15 protein-coding genes are annotated in these 18,493 nt (G+C 65.1%); 6 read left to right on the top strand and 9 right to left on the bottom strand.

Annotated elements, in window-relative coordinates:
- The first annotated feature begins 49 nt into the window (after window positions 1–49).
- From DD559_RS04205 to DD559_RS04195, 3 genes are all read left to right on the top strand, one after another.
- Window positions 50–1,267 (top strand): acyl-CoA dehydrogenase family protein, encoded by a 1,218-nt coding sequence (locus tag DD559_RS04205; RefSeq protein ID WP_116468079.1) that lies wholly within the window; start codon window positions 50–52, stop codon window positions 1,265–1,267.
- A gap of 114 nt (window positions 1,268–1,381) precedes the next feature.
- Window positions 1,382–2,881 (top strand): class I adenylate-forming enzyme family protein, encoded by a 1,500-nt coding sequence (locus tag DD559_RS04200; protein ID WP_165830971.1) that lies wholly within the window; start codon window positions 1,382–1,384, stop codon window positions 2,879–2,881.
- A gap of 114 nt (window positions 2,882–2,995) precedes the next feature.
- Window positions 2,996–4,720, top strand: coding sequence for an FAD-binding protein (locus DD559_RS04195; protein ID WP_206364441.1), 1,725 nt, complete (start codon window positions 2,996–2,998; stop codon window positions 4,718–4,720).
- A 108-nt stretch (window positions 4,721–4,828) separates the two neighbouring features.
- Here DD559_RS04195 and DD559_RS04190 read toward each other — a convergent pair whose 3' ends face one another.
- On the bottom strand, window positions 4,829–5,560 hold the full coding sequence (locus DD559_RS04190) for an SDR family NAD(P)-dependent oxidoreductase (protein WP_116468077.1): 732 nt from the start codon (window positions 5,558–5,560) through the stop codon (window positions 4,829–4,831).
- Window positions 5,561–5,819: 259 nt separating this feature from the next.
- Here DD559_RS04190 and DD559_RS04185 point away from each other — a divergent pair, with 259 nt between their 5' ends.
- The gene (locus DD559_RS04185) at window positions 5,820–6,641 is read left to right on the top strand and encodes an SDR family NAD(P)-dependent oxidoreductase (protein ID WP_116468076.1); all 822 of its coding nucleotides are present in this window, start codon (window positions 5,820–5,822) and stop codon (window positions 6,639–6,641) included.
- A gap of 120 nt (window positions 6,642–6,761) precedes the next feature.
- Here the strand turns inward: DD559_RS04185 and DD559_RS04180 are convergent, their stop codons facing one another.
- From DD559_RS04180 to DD559_RS04150, 7 genes are all read right to left on the bottom strand, one after another.
- Window positions 6,762–8,030, bottom strand: coding sequence for an amidohydrolase family protein (locus DD559_RS04180; RefSeq protein WP_116468075.1), 1,269 nt, complete (start codon window positions 8,028–8,030; stop codon window positions 6,762–6,764).
- Between the two features lie 232 nt (window positions 8,031–8,262).
- The gene (locus tag DD559_RS04175; RefSeq protein WP_116470708.1) at window positions 8,263–9,600 is read right to left on the bottom strand and encodes an aromatic ring-hydroxylating oxygenase subunit alpha; all 1,338 of its coding nucleotides are present in this window, start codon (window positions 9,598–9,600) and stop codon (window positions 8,263–8,265) included.
- Window positions 9,601–9,696: 96 nt separating this feature from the next.
- Window positions 9,697–10,017, bottom strand: coding sequence for a 2Fe-2S iron-sulfur cluster-binding protein (locus DD559_RS04170; protein WP_116468074.1), 321 nt, complete (start codon window positions 10,015–10,017; stop codon window positions 9,697–9,699).
- 11 nt (window positions 10,018–10,028) lie between these two features.
- Window positions 10,029–11,189, bottom strand: coding sequence for a serine hydrolase domain-containing protein (locus DD559_RS04165; RefSeq protein WP_116468073.1), 1,161 nt, complete (start codon window positions 11,187–11,189; stop codon window positions 10,029–10,031).
- A 187-nt stretch (window positions 11,190–11,376) separates the two neighbouring features.
- A complete protein-coding gene (locus DD559_RS04160) occupies window positions 11,377–12,177 on the bottom strand; it encodes an enoyl-CoA hydratase/isomerase family protein (protein ID WP_116468072.1) in 801 nt (266 codons plus the stop codon).
- A 75-nt stretch (window positions 12,178–12,252) separates the two neighbouring features.
- On the bottom strand, window positions 12,253–13,437 hold the full coding sequence (locus DD559_RS04155) for an acyl-CoA dehydrogenase family protein (protein WP_116468071.1): 1,185 nt from the start codon (window positions 13,435–13,437) through the stop codon (window positions 12,253–12,255).
- Window positions 13,437–14,489 (bottom strand): acyl-CoA dehydrogenase family protein, encoded by a 1,053-nt coding sequence (locus DD559_RS04150; protein ID WP_165830970.1) that lies wholly within the window; start codon window positions 14,487–14,489, stop codon window positions 13,437–13,439. The genes DD559_RS04155 and DD559_RS04150 overlap by 1 nt, the downstream gene beginning before the upstream one ends.
- Before the next feature lie 496 nt (window positions 14,490–14,985).
- Here DD559_RS04150 and DD559_RS04145 point away from each other — a divergent pair, with 496 nt between their 5' ends.
- Together DD559_RS04145 and DD559_RS04140 are read left to right on the top strand one after the other, a co-directional pair.
- Window positions 14,986–15,963 (top strand): SDR family NAD(P)-dependent oxidoreductase, encoded by a 978-nt coding sequence (locus DD559_RS04145; RefSeq protein WP_116468069.1) that lies wholly within the window; start codon window positions 14,986–14,988, stop codon window positions 15,961–15,963.
- A gap of 31 nt (window positions 15,964–15,994) precedes the next feature.
- Window positions 15,995–17,143: a Gfo/Idh/MocA family protein gene (locus DD559_RS04140; protein ID WP_116468068.1), complete on the top strand. Its 1,149-nt coding sequence runs from the start codon at window positions 15,995–15,997 to the stop codon at window positions 17,141–17,143.
- Window positions 17,144–17,205: 62 nt separating this feature from the next.
- Here DD559_RS04140 and DD559_RS04135 read toward each other — a convergent pair whose 3' ends face one another.
- Window positions 17,206–18,444, bottom strand: a complete 1,239-nt coding sequence (locus DD559_RS04135; protein ID WP_116468067.1) for a cytochrome P450 — start codon at window positions 18,442–18,444, stop codon at window positions 17,206–17,208.
- Window positions 18,445–18,493 lie beyond the last annotated feature (49 nt).

Genomic DNA, 18,493 nt, shown 5'->3' with positions numbered 1-18,493 from the left:
CAGCCTGGCTCCGCCGAATGAACCAGATCCTTTCTGAGGTTATCGCGAAATGATCCACGATACGACGCTGCACCCCAAGGGCGAATTGTCGCCGCTGCTCGCCAAAGCGAAGCGCCTCGCACCGATGCTGGCCAGCAAGGCGGAGGAAAACGAGGCGGCCGGGAAACTCAGCGACGAGACCGTCGCCGCGCTCCGTGAAGGGGGTTTTTTCGGGCTGATGGTGCCCGAGGCGCTGGGCGGGGTGGATTCCAATCCCGTGCAGGTGCTGTCGGTGGTCGAGACGCTGTGCAACATTGACGCGGCAACCGGCTGGGTGACGATGGCGGCGAACGTCGCGACCGCCTCCGCCGCCGCCTTTCTCTCCGACGACGCCGTGGAGAAGGTGTTTTCCACGCCCGGCCAGATGGTTGCCGGCGCCGGCGCCCCGCGCGGGCGGGCCGAGGTCGACGGCGACGGCTACCGCGTCAATGGCGTGTGGACCTACGGAAGCGGCTGCCTCCACTGCGACTGGATCCACGCGGGCGCGATGGTCTATGAGAACGGCGCCCCTCGCATGCTGCCCGGCACGAACGTGCCCGAGGTGCGCATCTTCATCCTGCCGGTCGCCGAAGTGGAAATGCTCGGCAATTGGGACGTGATCGGTCTGCGGGCGACGGGCAGCGTCGATTACGCCATTCGCGACGTTTTCGTTCCGGAGGAAATGACCCACTTCCCCACCGAATATGTCGGCAAGCGCGGTGGCGACAGCTATCGCATCGGCGTCGTGGGCTTCAGCTCGCTGGGGCACACCGGCTTTGCCCTGGGGCATGGCCGCCGCGTGCTCGACGAGCTTGCCGCGCTCGTGAAGACGCCCGACGGCCGCCCCGGTCCGCTGGCGGAAAAGGCCAATTCCGACGCGTTTCGGCAGGATTTCGCGGTGGCAGAGGGCAAGCTGCGCGCCGCCCGCGCCCTCGCCTATGACGTGTGGGGCGATATTCTGGAAACCACACGCAAGGACGAAGCGCTGTCGCTGCGGCAGTTCACGCTGGCGCGCCTGGTGCTCAACCATGCGACCACGGCCATGATGGAGAACTCGGTGTTCGCCCATCGCGTCGCTGGCGGCATCTCGTTGCACGCAGGCACCATGCAGCGTGCGCTTCGCGACACCTTCGCGGCGACCCAGCACGTCATGGTAGCGGACAACGCGCTGCGCGATTGCGGCCGCGACTTCCTCGGCTTCGCAGAAAACAAGCGGTGGACACCGCGAGGCCTCGTCGACCTCGTCTGATCGTCCGCGCTCGAACGGACGCCTGGAACGCGGGAGACCGCGTTGGGGAGACGCGCGTCCCGGTGCAATGGCACTTTGCCAAAGGGGTTAACAAAGCTGATGTTGCCGATCCAAATGCTTTATCGGGGGCTACGGGTCAATCCGGAGGGCGAGGCGCTGGTCCACGGCCCTGTCCGGATGACCTATCGGGAACTGGTTCGTCAGGTGGAAGCCGTGGCAACCTTCCTCCAGGAACAGCTGCCGACCCCGCAATCGCGGGTCGGCGCTTGCGGCCATAACAACTGGCAGCATGTCGTCACGATGCTCGGCATCTTCGCCTCGGGGCATGTCTGGGTACCACTGAATCCGCGCAATTCCGCCGCGGAACTGACCGGGATCGCCGAGGCGGCCGATCTCGCGCTTATCGTCACGGATCTGGAGTATGCGGGTCTGTTCGCCCAGTCCAATCGCCCGCTGGTACTGATGTCCGGACGCGCGGATGACCAGCTGTCCGTGGAAGGAATCTGCGAGGCATTCGCGGGCAGGCGGCCAGCGGATATCGCCCATCTGCGTGACGGCCTGTCGGCGATCAAGTTCACTGGCGGCACTACCGGCAGCCCCAAGGGGGTGTTGCAGCCCTATCGCGCCTTCATGAGCTGCATCGCCAGCATGTTGACGACGTTCGGCTTCGGCGAGGACGAACGGATGCTGGTGGTGGCGCCGCTCACCCACGGCGCCGGCACCTTCCTGTTGCCGGTGATGGCGGTGGGCGGCTGCAACATCCTGCTCGACGGCGCAAAGGCACCGGGGATTTTGGAAACGATCGGCGCGGAGCGGATTACTGCGAGCTTCATGCCCCCGACACTGATCTATTCGGTTACCGATCACGCACTTGCCGCAGGGATACGCTATGACGGGATTCGGCATCTCATCTATGGCGCCGCGCCCATGCCGCCGGCGCGGATCCGGCTGGCGCAGGAGGTGTTCGGCCCGCATCTCGCAGCCATCTACGGCCAGACCGAAGCGCCCACGATGATTTCGGCGATTACCGCGCACGAACTGGCCAACGAAGCGAACCTGCAATCGGTCGGCCGCCCCTGCCCGTTCAACGACGTGCAGATCATGTCCCCGGACGGACGGCTTCTGCCGCCGGGCGAAACCGGCGAAGTGGTGGTCCGCGGCGACCTCGTCATGGCGGGCTATCTCAACCGGCCCGACCTGACCCGGGAGACGATCGTCGATGGTTGGCTCCACACCGGCGACCTCGGCGCCTTCGACGCGCGCGGCTACCTGTTCTTGAAGGATCGGCTGCGCGACGTGATCATCACCGGCGGTTTCAACGTCTATCCCTCCGATGTCGAAGCCGTTCTTGCCACGCACCCCGACGTCGTCCAGGTCACGGCGATCGCCCGCGCCGATGCGTATTGGGGCCAGCGGGTTGAAGCTGCCGTGGTCCTGTCGGAACATGCTGCAGCCTCGGCTGCGGACCTGGTGCATTTCGCCAAGACGGAACTGGGCTCGGTCCGGGCACCCAAGGCAATTCATCTGCTACCGAAGATGCCGATCAATGCGGTGGGGAAAGTCACCCGGCAAAGCGTGCTGGATGCGGTGGAGCAGCTCGAACAACGGGCCTGACGGGAAGCGGCGGCCATCATCATACGGATGATCGCTGCCGCTGCCGCCGCGCCGAGTGTTGCAAACGCTTGATAACGATGCAACCCTCCGTCGAAATCACAAGAGAGGTTGCCTGTGACACTCCCTCCTCCGGACTCGTTCGCGCTGCAGCCGGCCTATGATTTCGTGATCGTCGGCAGCGGCGGCGGATCGATGGTCGCGGCGCTCTACGCCAAGCTGGCCGGCCTCAACCCGGTCATCCTCGAAAAGCGGGACAAGATCGGCGGATCGACCGGCTTCTCCGGCGGCGTCTGGTGGGTTCCGAACAATCATGTGATCAAGCGCTACGGCGTCGAGGATTCGAAGGAGCGCGCCCGGCGCTACTTCGCCGCCACGGTCGATTTCGTCGGCAAGGGCACGACCCCCGCCCGCCGCGAGGCTTTTCTCGACGAGGCACCGGAAATGATCCGCTTCCTCGAAGACCATGGCATGGTGTTCGAATATCCGGACGGATGGTCGGACTATTATGACGATCGCGACGGCGGCGAACCGCGCGGACGCTCGCTGACCGCGCTGCCGTTCGACCTTCGCAACCTGGGGCCGTGGCAGGAACATCTGTCCCGCTACGCGCCGTTCAACGGCATTCCGTTTCCTTCGCTGCCGCTCATCAAGATGCTGATGCTGAAGCGCACCTTCTACGCCAAGACGATCATGGCGCGGCTCGTCTTCGCGATGACGAAGAACAAGCTGCTGGGCCGCAAGATCGTCGCCCATGGCGGTGCCATCCAAGGGCGGATGCTGGAAATGACGCTCCGGCACGGCATTCCCGTCTTCGGCGGGTTCGCGGCCGACGCGCTGGTCGAGGAAGACGGGCGCGTCGTCGCGGTCAGCGGCACCTATCGTGGCCAGCGCACCACCGTACGGAGCCGGCTCGGCATCCTGATGAACGTCGGCGGTTTCGCCCGCAACGATGCGATGCGCCAGAAATATCAACGCCATCCGATCAGTGCCTCCTGGACCAACGCGAACCCCGGCGACACGGGCGAGATGATCGAGGAAATGATCCGGCTTGGCGCGGATACCGAGAATCTCGATGCGGCCGTATGGGTTCCGACCTCGCTCAATCCCGACGGGTCGATGCCCGAAGGCGCGACCGGCAAGGACGGGAGCCCCTATCCCTTCATGCACGTGGGCGAGATCGCCGTGCCGCACTATATGTGGGTCGACAAGCACGGCAGGCGCTTCGTCAACGAAGCCAATTCCTATGTCGAGCTGGGCGAGGCGATGTACGGCAACGACGCCGTTCCCGCCTTCGCCATCTTCGATGACCGGGCGATGCGCAACTACGCCTATGCGACGATGATGCCGGGCATGAAGCCGGTGAAGAAATGGCTGGAATCCGGGTTCCTGATCAAGGCCGATACGATCGAGGAACTGGCCCGGAAGGCCGGGATCGATCCCGCCGGTCTCGCCGCGCAGGTCGAACGCTACAATCGCTTCGCGGAAACCGGCGTGGACGAGGAATTCCACAAGGGCGAGCGCCAATATGACCGGTTCCGCGGCGATCCGACCCACAAGCCCAATCCGTGCGTCGGCGCGATCGCGAAGGCGCCGTTCTACGCCACGCGCATGTTCCCCGGCGATGTCGGCACCTTTGGCGGAGTGGTGACGGACGAGAAGGCGCGGGTGCTGCGCGGGGACGGCTCGATCATCGACGGGCTCTACGCGACGGGCAATTGCACGTCCTCGGTGATGGGCCGTTCCTATCCGGGGCCGGGCGCCAGCATCTCCCCGGCCTTCACCTTCGGTTATATCGCGGCCAAGGATGCGGTGGCCAGGAGCCACAATCAGGCGGCGTAGGGCGTTTTCACCTTGGGCGAAGACGCTCTACGTTCTTGATTGCCGCATTTTCCGAGCCGTTGACCGTAAACGGTCAACTTGAAAATGCTCTGGGGAAGCGCTCCGGCTTCAGCGCGGGATGACCATCTCGCCCTGCAGCAGGATCGACGCATCGCCTTGCGGCGGCAGCATGTTCCAGATGCCGCGCGCCGCTTCGACAGGTGTCATCACGCCCTCGCGCGAGGCGAGCTGGCGTGCCATCTGCGGGCCAAGCGGGTACGCATCACCGGGCAGCGTCGCCTCCGCCCGGGTGGAGGGCGTATCCACGAACCCCGGCCGGATCGCCACCACCCAGGTCTTGCGCCCGCGCCGCTTCAACTCCCGCCGCACCGTCCGGACCCACATCTCGACCGCCGCCTTGGCGGCACAATAGGCCGAGTGCCCCTCGAAGGGCGTGCGGGCGCCTGCGGAAGTGATCATCACCAAGCCGGTTTCATAGTGCTGTTCGACCGCGCTGAGGAACATGTCCCCCAGGATCAGCGGCGCCAGGCCATTGGCGACGAATTCCGCCTGATAGGCCGCGCGATCCACTTCGGTGACATAGCCCAGGCCGTGGACGATGGCATTGTGGATGAAGATCGCGCGCCTGCCCTTGAAGCCGCAAAGCGTCTCGCGAAAATGATCGCCGATCGCATCCCAACTGGCCGGCTTCGTCAGGTCGAAATGGAGCGACTCCAAGATCGGGTGCGGGCATATTCCCAGGTTGATCACCCGCGCATCCGCATAGGGGACCGTCGCCGCCAGGCCTTCACCCAGCCCTTGCGTCGCCCCGCTGATCCAGACGATGGTGTCGCTGCCCATTTGCGCCCTCCCCGTGCAAGCCTCGCGCATGCCCCGCGCCGCTGCGGCATTTAGAGCGAGGCTAGGGCAGCGCGGTGCGCCCACCAAGGCCCGACAGCGGCTGCGGCGCGGCAGCACCAAAATTGTCTTGAATGTGATTTATGGTGTATCCACAACACAGGAGGTCGAACGGCGACGCCGTCGATCTATACGCTTTCGCGCGGGAGCCGTCGCACCCAGACCGGATGCGGCGGCTCGCGCGCCAGTTAGGAGAGAATCTATGAGCGACCACCGCGGTGAACTCGAAGGTAAGGTGGCCATCGTCACCGGCGCAGCAATGCCGGGCAATATCGGCGCGGCAACGGCCGAAGTGCTGGCACGCGAAGGCGCCCGGGTAGTGCTGGCGGACGTCACCGGCGACCAGCTGGCCGACACGACCGCCGCCCTCGCCGCCAAGGGATATTCGGTGGCCTGCCAGGTTGCAGACATTTCGAGCGAAGATGCGGTGAAGGCGCTGATTGCCTTCACGCTGGAGAAATTCGGCCGGCTCGACGTCATCGACAACAACGCCGCGCGGACCAGTCCCGAACACGACCTGCTGGTGGGGGACATGGAAGTCGAGTGGTGGGACAGGACGTTCGCGATCAACACCCGCGGCACGATGCTGATGTGCAAGCATGCGCTGCCCGCGATGATCAAGGGCGGCGGCGGCTCGATCGTCAACATCAGCTCCGGCACCGTGCTTGGCGGCAACTTCTTCTCGACCGCCTATGCCAGTTCCAAGGCGGCGGTCGAATCGCTCACGCGCTATATCGCGACGCAATATGGTCCACAGAAGATCCGCTGCAATGCCGTCTCGCCGGGGCCGGTGATGACCTCGTCGCTCGAAAAGGGGCTGTCGCCGGAAATGCGCGAAATCTTCCGCCGGCATACCCTGACGGGCGACTATGCCAAGCCGTCCGAGATCGGGGAGGCGGTATCCTTCCTGGCCTCGGATCGTGCGAGCTTCATCACCGGACAGGTGCTCCAGGTCGACGGTGGGATCGGCGCACATCTGTGCACGTCGACCGATCTTGCCGAGCTCATGTCGCAGGGGATGTGACGCCGGGAAGGCGGAAGGCCGGGCAGCGGGTTGCCCGGCCGTTCTTCGCAACAGCAAGGGCAAAAAAAGGGGCACATGCAGCGTTGCATGTGCCCCTTGTGTTTCGCGTTCCGGCGATCGTTATGCGACGATGCCGGTACGCCCCTTCGGCAGCATGCGGCGGCCGTTTTCATACATGATCTTGCGGATATCCTCTTCGGACATGCCGCGCAGCGCCTCGTCGGCGAAGTCGCGGGGGGCGGCCACGCCCTCGGCATGGGGATAGTCCGATCCCATCAGGATGCAGTCCGACGTGCCGATATCGGCGACGATCCGGGCGACATCGTCTTCCGGATAGGCGACGACGAAGCAATGCCGCTTGAACACGGCGCTCGGACGTTCCTTCATCTGCCCCATCGGCCAGAAGCCGCTACGCGCCATGCCGCGCATCTTGTCCATCTTGTACAGGCAGCGCGGCAGCCACTCGGCACCGTTTTCGACGCTGGCCATCTTGATGTTCGGGAAGCGTTCGAAGAAATTCCAGTACACGAACGACGCCATCGTCATCATGACGGGCAGTTCGGAATAGCAGAACATCCACTGCCAGGCGGTCTGCCCCTTGCGGCGCGACTGCATCGGCTCCTCGCCCCATTCCTTGATGAGCGAGTGCATGAAGTTCGCTTCGGAGACGTGGAAGGTCACCACCACGCCGGCATCGTTCAGCACCTGCCACAGTGGATCGAAGATCGGATCGGCCGGCGCATGGCCGTTGGCGGGCCCCATCGGCATCACGCAGACGCGCATCCCGTTCTCGACCAGCCACTTGGCTTCCTGCACGGCCCAGTCGATGTCGTTCAGCGCGAGCACCGGCGTGGCATAGACGCGATCGTCGATGTTGAGGCCCCACTCCTCGACCAGATACTGGTTCCAGGCATGGAGCACCGCGTTCATGCCTTCCGGCCCCTTCTCGTCCGCCAGCACGCCGAGTACGCCGAAGGTGGCGACGAACTCGCCGACGAACATGATCGAGCCGTCGACGCCGAACTCCTTCATCTTCGCCACGCGCGCATCGCGTTCGTACATGTCGATGGTCGGGTCGGCCGAAGCGGCCACCGCCTCGCCGGTATTGATGGCCATCAGCCATTCCTTGAGCTTGCCCGGCGGCGGGATCTTGCCGTCTTCGCGGATATCGGCATTCTCCACCCGCGTCTCGCCCACGAACAGGCCGAACCGGCCGTCGCTGCCGTGCTTGCGGGCCGGCAGCCAATCCTTGTGATACTTCTCGGGAAGATATTTGCTGAAGAAGTTGTAATCCTTCTCCTGAATGTGCGTATCACCGTCAAAGATCGGGCCGTTATAGACCGGTGCCTCTGAATCAGTGGACTTCAGCGTTGCTTGCGAAGCGGCCACGTCTATCTCCTAAACGGTTCTGGAAAGGTCGGTGAACCGGTTCGGGAATTTCACGATCACCGATTCATAGGCATTTCATACCCTCGACCGAAAAGGCCAGCAAACAAAACCGAACGATCGCTAGGTTTTTTGAAAAACCGATCATGGATGCGATATGCGCAGACGCCCCGCACACGAAAAAGGGCGGCTGCGACACCGCAACCGCCCTGATCGACGTCCAGGGAAACCCCGGTCAGGCCTGCGCCTGCCCCAGAACATATTGCTCGAGCGTGCGGTGGAAGTTGATCACCTCCACCTCCTGCACGGGGTTCGGGCGGGCATAGCGGAACTTGCTCGATTTCATGCCGGCCTGCACCTCGGCCATGTTGGCGATGTCCTGATCGAGGATCAGGCACAGCCCTTCCTTGAACGGATCGGTGATCACGCGGGTCTGCACTTCCGGCTCCTTGCCCGGACCGTAGCGCTTGAGCGACCAGATCTCGAACACGCATTTGTCGGGATTTTCCGGATCGCGGCTGTCCGGCCGCGCCCGATACCAGATGGCGCCGTCGAAATAGGGCAGCGTCACGCAGTTGGGGAAGATGTGCCAGTCGCTGCCGGCCTTGGCCAGCGCTTCGAAGGTGAGCTGCGCCGGATAGTCGGTGCCGTCGGCCACTGCCGCTTGGCGGCCCAGCTCGATCGCGGTTCCCATCGCGGTCATCGGGTCGACGTCCTCGGGCAGGACGTCCATGATCTTCTTGGCGGCTTCGAAATCGCGATCGGTCTGGATCGCGTTGAGATCCTCCTCGATCTGGCGGAAGAACTCGATCACCCCGGCGCGCGCGTCCCGGAATCCGCCATCGGCGAGACGCGGCGACGCCGTGCCGATCGGCTGCATGTCCTTCCAATAGCCGAAATGCGCGTGCTTCCCCTGCGCGAAGCTCTGGGTATAGTCATTGCCGGCGACGGGCAGCAGCTGCGGATGGGTCGCCGCGACGTGATAGCCTTCCATGAAGGCTTCGAGCGCGACCTTCCAGTTGACCGGCAGGTGCAGCTCGGCCTTCCAGCGGAACCGCATCTTCTCCAGCTCGAACGGATCGAGGAATTCCGGGATCGTTTCCAGATATTCCGTGAGGCTTTCGCCCTCCATATCCATGTTGATCCAGACGAAGCCGCCCCAGCTATCGACGCGCACCGGCCACAGGTCGATCCGCTCGTCGTCGAGCGCGCCCTGCCAGTCGTCGCGATCCTGGACGAGCACGTTCTTGCCCTCCAGGTTGAACGTCCAGCCATGATATTTGCAGCGGAACTGGCTGGCGCGGCCGCATCCGTCCGCCAGGCGCCGTCCGCGATGGGGGCATACGTTGTGGTAGGCGACGAGCCCTTCCTTGCCGCGCGCGACGACGATCGATTCGGTGGCGACGTTGAACGTCAGGAAATCGCCGACGTTGCGGAGTTCCTCTTCGCGTCCGGCAACCAGCCACACCTTGGTCCAGAGATGCTGGTTCTCCGCCTTCGCAAAGTCGCCGGAAAGGTAATTCTCCACGCGCAGCCGGGGCGCCGGGCCTGGCTGCTTCAACTGTGTGGCCATGCCATCCTTCTCCTCAACCCACCCCGGCCGCGCCGGAGCATTTTCCATGCCCCTGTATATCTGTGTAGCACACACTACACAAATCGATTCCAGCGATCAGCCCTGCCATGCCGGCAGGTCGAACCGCGCGCCGTCCAGGGCCGCAGTAACGACGATCTGGCAGGCGAGACGGCTGTTCTCCTGCGCGGTGACGACGCAGCCCAGAAGCTCGCGTTCGACCGGCCCTGCCGGCGCGATCCGATCGATCGCGGCGCGCGCGACATAACAATGGCAGGTCAGGCAGCTCATCCCGCCGCCGCACTCGCCCACGATCCCCGCTACGCCCGCTGCCCGTGCCGCGCGCATCACCGTCTCGCCCACCGGCGCTTCGGTTTCGACGGTCGTTCCGTCATGCTCGACGAAGATCAGCTTCGGCACCGGCGGCCGCCTCAATCGATGCCGAGATCCGCCCGGATCGCGTCGGCGAGCAACAGCGCCGTGTCGTCCTCGCGCAGGCGCGGCGCCTGCATCCGGTTATGGGCGATCGCCACCGCCAGCCGGGTTTCGGGATCGGCAAACCCGATCGAATTGCCCGCGCCGGGGTGGCACAGCGCGCGGCGATGCTTGGCGGCTGCCACCGGAGGCTGCTCGCCGCCCAACCAGAAGCCGGCGATCCCCAGCGGCACGGGCATGCCGAACATCACCGGATCGGGCTCGTCGCTGAACGGGCGCGGCGTGTTGAACGTGGCGACGAGATCGGCGGGAAGAATGCGGACACCGTCCAGCGTACCGCCCTGGGCCAGCATCGCCCAGAACCGCGCACAGCTGCGCGCGGTGAAAATCCCGCCCACGCCGGCGATTTCGGCACGCCGCACGTCGGGCCGTTCGAATACTTCGGGGATCAGGTCCACCTGCGGCGGCATCGACGCGGTATAGAGCGGCGGCAGATATTCCGCCGGCACCGGCGGCGCGGCGTTGGTCAGCCGTGCGACCCGACCGATTTCCGCATCGGGCAGACCGACGAAGATGTCGGGCGCGCCGAGCGGCAGCGCGATCTCCTCGCGGATGAAGCGGCCGATGCTGCGACCGGCCGGATCGGTGCGGCGCACGATTTCGCCGACCAGCCACCCGAAGGTCATCGAAAGATACAGTGCCTTCTCGCCCGGTGCGGCGAGCGGGGTGAGATCCTGGATGCCCCGGATCATCCAGTCCCAATCGCACATCAATTCGGGGGTTACGCCCTCCGGCATCTGCGGCACGCCGGCGCGGTGCGTCAGCACGTCGCGAACGGTGGTCGAACCCTTGCCGTTTGCCGCATATTCCGGCCAGTAATCGGCAACGCGCGCATCATAGTCGACCAGCCCGCGGGCGACCTGGATGTGCAGTGCCGTCGCGGCCAGCGGCTTGGTCACCGAGAACATGTTGAACAGCGTATCGCCGTCGACGGGCTTCCCCGACTGCGGATCGGCGGTGCCGCCCCAGGCGTCGACGACCAGCTTGCCGTCCAGATAGGCGGCGACCTGGACGCCGATCTCCCTGCCCTCCGCGATGAGCCGTTCGATCGTGTCGTTCACGATCGGCGATCGGATCAGCGTATCGGTTGTCGTCATCGATGCTTCCTGCGTGCGAGTCGATGCGGCGAAAGCGCCGCAATGTGCTGGAAAGGCTGGCACAAGCGATGCGGGCCGCCAAGCGACGAGACCGGCTCTCCATGCCTCCACGCCACTCGATCACATGCCGGATAATGGCGTTGCCGGTCTGCGGTCCGCGCCGCCCCGGCGGCCCGGGCGCGCGAGGTCATTGCCCGCGGCGGAAATCGGGCTTTCGCTTTTCCGAAAATGCCTCGACCGCCTCGCGGTGATCGGCCAATCGGCTGGAAATCACCTCCAGCGCGAAGCCCGCGTCCGCCGAGGCCGCGAACCGCTGCCGGATGCCGATGTTGAGCAGTTGCTTGGTAGCGCGGATCGCCTGTTGCGCGCCGCCGGCCAGCTTCTCGACGATCCGCGCGACCTCGGCGTCGAGATCTGCATGGGCGACGACCTTGGCGATCAGCCCCATCGCCTGGGCCTCGCGCGCCGAGACCATGTCGCCGGTCATCAGAAAGTATTTGGCCTGCGCATAGCCGATATTGCCGGGCCACAGGATTGCACCGCCATCGCCCGCGACCAGGCCCACCCGCACGTGCGGATCGGCGAACCGGGCTTTTTCGGACGCGACGACGATGTCGGCGGAAAGCGCGAGCGTCGCACCCAGGCCGATCGCGTCGCCCTGGACGCGCGCGACGATCGGCTTGTCACAGTCGATCATCGCCTGCAGCAGGCGCTTGCCGTTCTTCACCCCGTCCAGGAAGACGCCGATATCGTCCAGCGCCGCCTGCATCGCGCTGATGTCGCCACCCGCGCAAAAGGCCTCGCCCGCGCCTGCCAGCACGATGACCCGCACCGCCGGATCCTGATCGCCCTCACGGAAGATCCGGATCAGCGCTTCGTCCATTTCGGGCAGAAACGCATTGCGCATCGCCGGATTGTTGAGCGTGACCGTGAGCACGCCATCCGCCCGGTCGATCGACAGGGCCGACATGCCATCCGGATTTGCCATATGCTACCCCCTCTCCCTGTTCCGCCCGCACCTTGCACCGATCGGACGGGCGCCGGCCAGCCCCGGCGCAGACCATCATCCTCGCGGCAGGCCGAGCCCCCGCTCCGCGATCAGGTTGCGCATGATCTCGTTGCTGCCGCCGGAAATGGTCCAGCCGAAGGAATTGAGATAATCGAACATGCCGACCAGATAGCGCTGCGAATAGAAAGGCTGGCGGTCCAGTCCCTCCAGCCCCTCGATACGGGTGGTCAGGTCGCCCAGGCGCTGGATCAGGGTCGTCTCGAACAGCTTGATCCGGGCAGCGGCCATTGCGGTGGTCGCATGCGGTTCGCCATTTTCATGGTCGTGCAGCAGCTCGCGGATCAGCCGCCGGCTCGCCTGCATGTCGGCCAGCAGGGTCATGAACTGGCGACGCAATTCGTCATCCTCCAGCCACGCGGCATTGGCCGCCCGCCCTTCGCGATAAAAGGCCTCCATGCGGTGGCGCCGGCGCTCTGCCGTCTCGAACGCGAGCAGGCCGCGCTCGGAGGCGAGCGTCGCCTGCGCCACTTTCCACCCGCCATTTTCCTCGCCCACCAGATTTTCGACCGGGATGCGAACGTCGGAGAGGAAAAGCTCCGAGAAGTCCGCCTGGCCATCGATCTGCTCGATCGGGCGAACGTCCAGACCCGGCGTATCCATGTCCATGATGAGGAAGGAAATGCCGGCCTGTTTCGGCCCTTCGGTGCTCGTCCGCACGAGCAGGATGCAGTGCTGCGCATAGCGCGACATCGACGACCAGATCTTCTGGCCGTTGATCACGTAATGATCCCCGTCGCGCACCGCCCGACAGCGCAGCGAGGCAAGGTCGGACCCCGCGCCGGGCTCCGAGAACCCCTGGCACCAGACCACCCCGCCCGCGGCAGGGGGCAGGTAGCGCGCGCGCTGCGCTTCGTTGCCGCACGGAATCAGCGTTCCGGGAAGATGGTTGAGGGTCACGACATACAGGCCGAGATAGGGCGCACCCGCGCGGGCCATCTCGTCGGCCACGATCATCTGGCCGGTGATGCCCAGATCCGCGCCGCCATAGGCGCTGGGCCAATGCGGCACCGATAGCCCTTGCTTGGCCAATTCACCGAACCACCAGCGCTGATACGCCATATGCTCGTCTTCGCTGCCGCGATCGGCGACCGCGTCCCAGTCGCGCGGCAGCGTCTCGGCCACCCAGTCGCGGATCGCCGAGCGGAAGGCGCGCGTGTCGCTCTTTAGGTCAATGATCATCACGCGATCTCCAGAACATCATCGCCGCCCATCACCGCTTCGCCGAACGCCTGTTCGGCGCGGTCACGCAGCAGCGCGTTGGAGGCGAGCATCATCTCGTTCAGCCGCACGCGCTTCAGATACACATGCGGATCATATTCCATGGTGTAGCCGACACCGCCGTGCAGCTGCACGCAATCGCCCGCCACGCGCACCGCAGCGTCCGTCACATTGGCTTTGGCCAGCATCGGCCACAGCCGCGCCGCCGGGGTGTCGCCGCCGAAATGGTCGACCGCCTGCCACACCATCCGATCGGCGACGATCGTGTGGACGAGGTGATCGGCCGCGCGGTGCTTCAGCGCCTGGAACGCTCCGATCGGCCGGCCGAACTGCTCGCGCTCCTTCATATAGCCGATCGTCCGGTCCAGAATGCCGCGCGCGGCGCCCGCGCTGTCGGCCGCAAGGGCGATGGCGAACAGCGCGTCGAACAGCGGCCGGGCCCCTGCCAGCGTGGCGATCGTCCTGCACCCGGAAGGGGCGATCGTAAGCATCGAGCGCGTCGCATCCCAGATCTGCATCCGCGACATGGCGGCACCGGCAAGGTCGATCAGCAGCAGGTCGTCGCCGCTGCCGGCCACCAGCGCCGCCGCGGCGCCTTCCGCACCCAATAGCCAGAGCTGCCCGTCGGCGACCGACTGGTCCGGTTTCGCGGCAACCGCCAGCGTGGCGCCGCCGCCGATCACCTCGGCGATCAGCGCCGACACGCCGGCATCTTCGGCCGCGCTGCTGCGCGCGAGCGTCTCGACCGCGATGCTGGTGGCGAGGAAGGCCCCCGGCGCTGCGACGCGCCCAAGCTCACCGTGGAGAATCGCCATGCCGGCGGCTCCGAGGCCGAACCCGCCCTGGGCTTCGGGAAGCGACACCGCCAGCCAGCCCAGTTCCGCCGAGAGCCGGAGCAGGCGCTCGTCGAGCGCATCGCGGCCGTCGATGAAAGCATGCAGCGCCAGGCTCGAACATTGCTCCTCGAGTACCGTCGCAATACTGCCCCTAATTTCCGCCAGTTCAGCGTCCATCTCCGCTCCCATTTCCCGCAATGCCTGCGGACCCGCTTTTGTCGAGCCGCTCTCTTCGGCCTTCCGCCAGCCCTCGCACAACCGCAGAAATGGTGAAATCGGGCTTCCGGCAGCAAGCCATCACCATCTGGATATGTGCGCCGCCACCGGGCATGCGTGGCGATGCCCATGCGCCGCCAAGGCAGCATGCGATCGAACGCGTCCATCGTCGGGAAGGGTGCCCAAAATCGATTTTAACCATTTAATATCAGCATCTTACTCAACTTCACTCGGAAGAGAGAGTGAACCGTACTCCCCTGGAAGGCCGCGTCGAGGCTCCGCGCGACCGGGATTTCGGGCGGTTCCGGCCATTTGCGCACCGGCGGGATATCGGACATGCCTTCCCCCCGCAGCACCTGTGCGGGCGACACCCCGCACGATCGCCGACAGCGGCCTCGCCCATGGTCCTTGCTGGAAAGCACCAGGCAGCCGGGCCGCGCGCAATGGAGAGGATAGGATGAACCAGATCAGGTTTGACGGCCGGGTTGCCGTGGTTACGGGCGCCGGCAATGGACTCGGCCGCGACTATGCGCTCGAACTGGCGCGCCGCGGCGCCAAGGTAGTGGTGAACGATCTTGGCGGCAGCGCCTCGGGCGTCGGTGCGTCCAAGGACGCGGCATCGCGGGTGGTGGAAGAAATTCGCGACCTGGGCGGTGCGGCCGTCGCCAATACCGACAGCGTGGCAACCCGCGCCGGCGGCGCGGCGATCGTCCAGACCGCGCTCGACACCTGGGGCAAGATCGACATCCTGATCAGCAATGCCGGCTTCCTGCGCAACAACCGCTTCGACGACCTGACCGACGAGCAGATCGACCCGATCATCGACGTCCATCTGAAAGCCGCCTTCTATGTCGGCCAGCCGGCCTATCGCGCGATGCGCGCGGCCGGATACGGCCGGATACTGTTCACCGGTTCGGCCTCGGCGATGTTCGGCCATGCCTGGCAGGCGAACTACGCTGCCGGCAAGGGGGCGATGCTGGGCCTGTCGAATGTCGTCGCGCTGGAAGGATCGGCCTATGGCATCCAGTCCAACGTCATCCTGCCGACCGCCTCGTCGCGGCTGGAAGGGGAAATGAACACGGGCTATCTGGAAATTCCCGAGTTCGCGAAGTCCCTGCAATCGGCGGACTTCTCCGCTTCCGAAGGGCGGGTGACGCCCGCGTTCAACACGCCGCTCGCGCTCTATCTGGTCAGCGAGGCCTGCACCGCCACCCACGGAGTCTATTCCGCCAATTCCGGACGCTACAGCCGCGTGCGGATCTGTGCATCGGAAGGCTGGTTCGCGCCGATGGGCAGCACGCCCCCCAGCGTGGACGATATCGCCGCGCATTTCGACCAGATCTGCACGCTCGGCGAGTATAGCGAACCGATGACGCCGTACGACGAATTCACGGCCGCAGCGAAGGCCGCGCGCAAGCAGGGCGTGCATTCCTGAGCCTCCCGCCGCTTTGATTGGAGAAACAACGATGCCGAAAATCGGAATCATCGGCGCCAACTGGAGCCTCAAGGTCCATGGCACGATCTGGCGCGAGCTGCCCGATGTGGAAGTAGCGGCAGTCTGCACCGCGCATCAGGATACCGCCGAAGCGGCCGCCCAGGCCTTCGGGATCCGCAAGGCCTATTGGAATGTCGCCGATCTCGTCGCCGATCCGGAAATCGACATCATCGATGTCGGCAGCCGGCCGGCCTATCGCTTCGACATGGTGATGGCGGCACTAAATGCCGGAAAGCACGTCTATAACGCCCTGCCCTTCGCCGTCACGCTGGAGCAGGCCAAGGCCCAGGCGGCGCTGGCCAGGGAAAAGAAACTGGTCGGCGTGGTCGATGCCCAGTTCCGCTGGGGCCCCGCCGCGCTCCAGATGAAGCAGATGATCGACCAGGGCTTTCTGGGCAACATCCTCGGCTTCAACATGCAGTTGCTGATGCCGCTTTGGGAGAAGGACGGGCTGCATTACCCCGCCTGCGCCTATCCGGAAGCGGGCGTCTCCCCCTATCTCTGGCTCGCCGACAAGACCAGCGGCGGTAGCGCGTGGCGCAATTTCGGCACGCACTCCACGCTGTTCCTCACGCATCTTCTCGGACCCGTCGCCGCGATCACCGGGATGCAGACGACGGGCGTGAAGGAATGGCCGCTCCCGGACGGCACCGTCCTGCATCCGGACACCGCCGATCTCGGCTGCGCGACGTTGCAGCTGGCCAACGGTGCGATCGGCAATCTCCAGACCGGGTGGTGCGTGCCCGATTCCGAAGTGATGCGCATCGAGATCTGGGGCGACCGCGGGCGCTTGCTCTATGTGGACCCCACCTTCGGCGACGGCGCGAGCGCCCGGCTGTACGCGGGCACTGCCAAGCACAAGGAATATGGCGCGCTCAACGGCGGGCCGGTGGACATCGCCCCCGAGCATTATGCCGTACCCGGCATGCCGTGGAGCAAGGAACTCGCCCCGCCCTATATGGTGGCGATGAGCTGGATGTTTTTCACCATGCTCGCCGCCATTCGTGGCGAAGCGCCCGCTTCGCCGAGCTTCGAGGAGGCCTTGCACGCGCACAAGGTGGTGCTAGCGCTGGAAATGTCGAACGACAGCGGCCGGCGCATCGATATCGCCAGCCTGTAGCCGCTGGTCTGGTTCCGGGTGCCGGACCAGCGACTATCGCTGATCCGGCACCGGGCCGCACATCACGCGCCGAACCGCACGTGGATATGGGCGGGAACCCGCATCATCACGCCGCGGATCTGCGGCGGCGGCATATCCGGGTCGAGCCGCAGATTGGGCAGATTGTCCAGAATGGCCTCCAGCGCGCGGGTCATTTCGACACGGGCGAGGTGCTGGCCGACGCAGATATGCGGCCCGCGCGAGAAGGAGTAATGCGGGCGCCGTTCGCGGAAGATGTTGAACTTGTCCGGATCGGCAAACAGTGCGGGATCGCGGTTCGCGGCGCCGGCGACGACGTCGATATAGGCCCCCGCCGGGATCTGCACGCCGCCCAGCTCGGTATCGTGGAGCGCCACGCGCAACTGGGTGAGGACCGGGCCGTCCCAGCGCAGCCCCTCTTCGATCGCCGCCGGAATCAGCGTGCGATCCTTGCGGATCGCCTCCAGCTGATCGAGATTGTTCAACAGCGCCGTGAGCAGGATGCTGGTGCCGCGATAGGTGGTATCGCCGGCGGCGTTCATCAGCTGGCGGAGGAACGAGACCAGCACCAGCTCCGGCAGATAGGTGCCTTCCACTTCGGTGGTCGCCAGCAGGCTCACCAGATCGTCGCCGGGGTTCGCCCGGCGCAGATCGATCAGCGCGCGGAAATAGTCACCTAGTTTCACCCCCGCTTCCTGGGCCTGCGGCATGTGATCGAAGTCGGTCTGGCCGATCGCCAGCCGCTGGAAGGTATTGACGTCCGATTCCGGCAGGTCGAGCTGGCGGTAGATCACTTCGAACGGATATTGGTGGGTGAACTCGCCGACCAGGTCGGCCTTTCCGCGCGGCAGGAACTTGTCCATCAACCCGTGCACGACCGGATCGACGATGCTGTCGCCCCAGGTCTTCACATATTGCGGCAGGAAAATGCGCTGAAAGATCCGGCGCCAGCGGCCATGCTCCGGATTGTCCATGGTGCTGATGCTGCCCATGCCGAACGTCGCGCCCAGCGTGGGATGATAGCCCGAGTTGGAGAAGCGGCTCGTGTCGGTCAGGACCGTTTCGGCTTCCTTGCTGCCCAGCACCGAGAATTTGGGCATTTCGCCATAATAGCAATAATGGCCCATATTCTCCCAATAGGATCCCGGGATGACGGCCCCCTTTTCGCGCAGGGCGTGGATGGCCGGATACGGATCCGCATCCGTCCCGAAATTGTCCTCATGGGACAGGAAGGGATTATAGCTGGGGTCGTCGAATTCCTGAATCGTCAACGCGGTCGCCATGACTCGGCCATCCTCTCGTTATGAAGTGCATACTACATAAAGGGAGGAG

This window comes from Sphingomonas pokkalii (assembly GCF_003096275.1).
Classification (GTDB): Bacteria; Pseudomonadota; Alphaproteobacteria; order Sphingomonadales; family Sphingomonadaceae; genus Sphingomonas; species Sphingomonas pokkalii.
The sequence above is the reverse complement of the archived record's forward strand: the minus strand, read 5'-3'. Positions and strand labels throughout refer to the sequence as shown.

Coding starts and splice junctions, on each gene's coding strand:
- DD559_RS04205 (WP_116468079.1), top strand. CDS start 50: ATGATCCACGATACGACGCTGCACCCCAAGGGCGAATTGTCGCCGCTG.
- DD559_RS04200 (WP_165830971.1), top strand. CDS start 1,382: ATGCTTTATCGGGGGCTACGGGTCAATCCGGAGGGCGAGGCGCTGGTC.
- DD559_RS04190 (WP_116468077.1), bottom strand. CDS start 5,560: ATGGGCAGCGACACCATCGTCTGGATCAGCGGGGCGACGCAAGGGCTG.
- DD559_RS04185 (WP_116468076.1), top strand. CDS start 5,820: ATGAGCGACCACCGCGGTGAACTCGAAGGTAAGGTGGCCATCGTCACC.
- DD559_RS04175 (WP_116470708.1), bottom strand. CDS start 9,600: ATGGCCACACAGTTGAAGCAGCCAGGCCCGGCGCCCCGGCTGCGCGTG.
- DD559_RS04165 (WP_116468073.1), bottom strand. CDS start 11,189: ATGACGACAACCGATACGCTGATCCGATCGCCGATCGTGAACGACACG.
- DD559_RS04160 (WP_116468072.1), bottom strand. CDS start 12,177: ATGGCAAATCCGGATGGCATGTCGGCCCTGTCGATCGACCGGGCGGAT.
- DD559_RS04155 (WP_116468071.1), bottom strand. CDS start 13,437: ATGATCATTGACCTAAAGAGCGACACGCGCGCCTTCCGCTCGGCGATC.
- DD559_RS04150 (WP_165830970.1), bottom strand. CDS start 14,489: ATGGACGCTGAACTGGCGGAAATTAGGGGCAGTATTGCGACGGTACTC.
- DD559_RS04145 (WP_116468069.1), top strand. CDS start 14,986: ATGAACCAGATCAGGTTTGACGGCCGGGTTGCCGTGGTTACGGGCGCC.
- DD559_RS04140 (WP_116468068.1), top strand. CDS start 15,995: ATGCCGAAAATCGGAATCATCGGCGCCAACTGGAGCCTCAAGGTCCAT.
- DD559_RS04135 (WP_116468067.1), bottom strand. CDS start 18,444: ATGGCGACCGCGTTGACGATTCAGGAATTCGACGACCCCAGCTATAAT.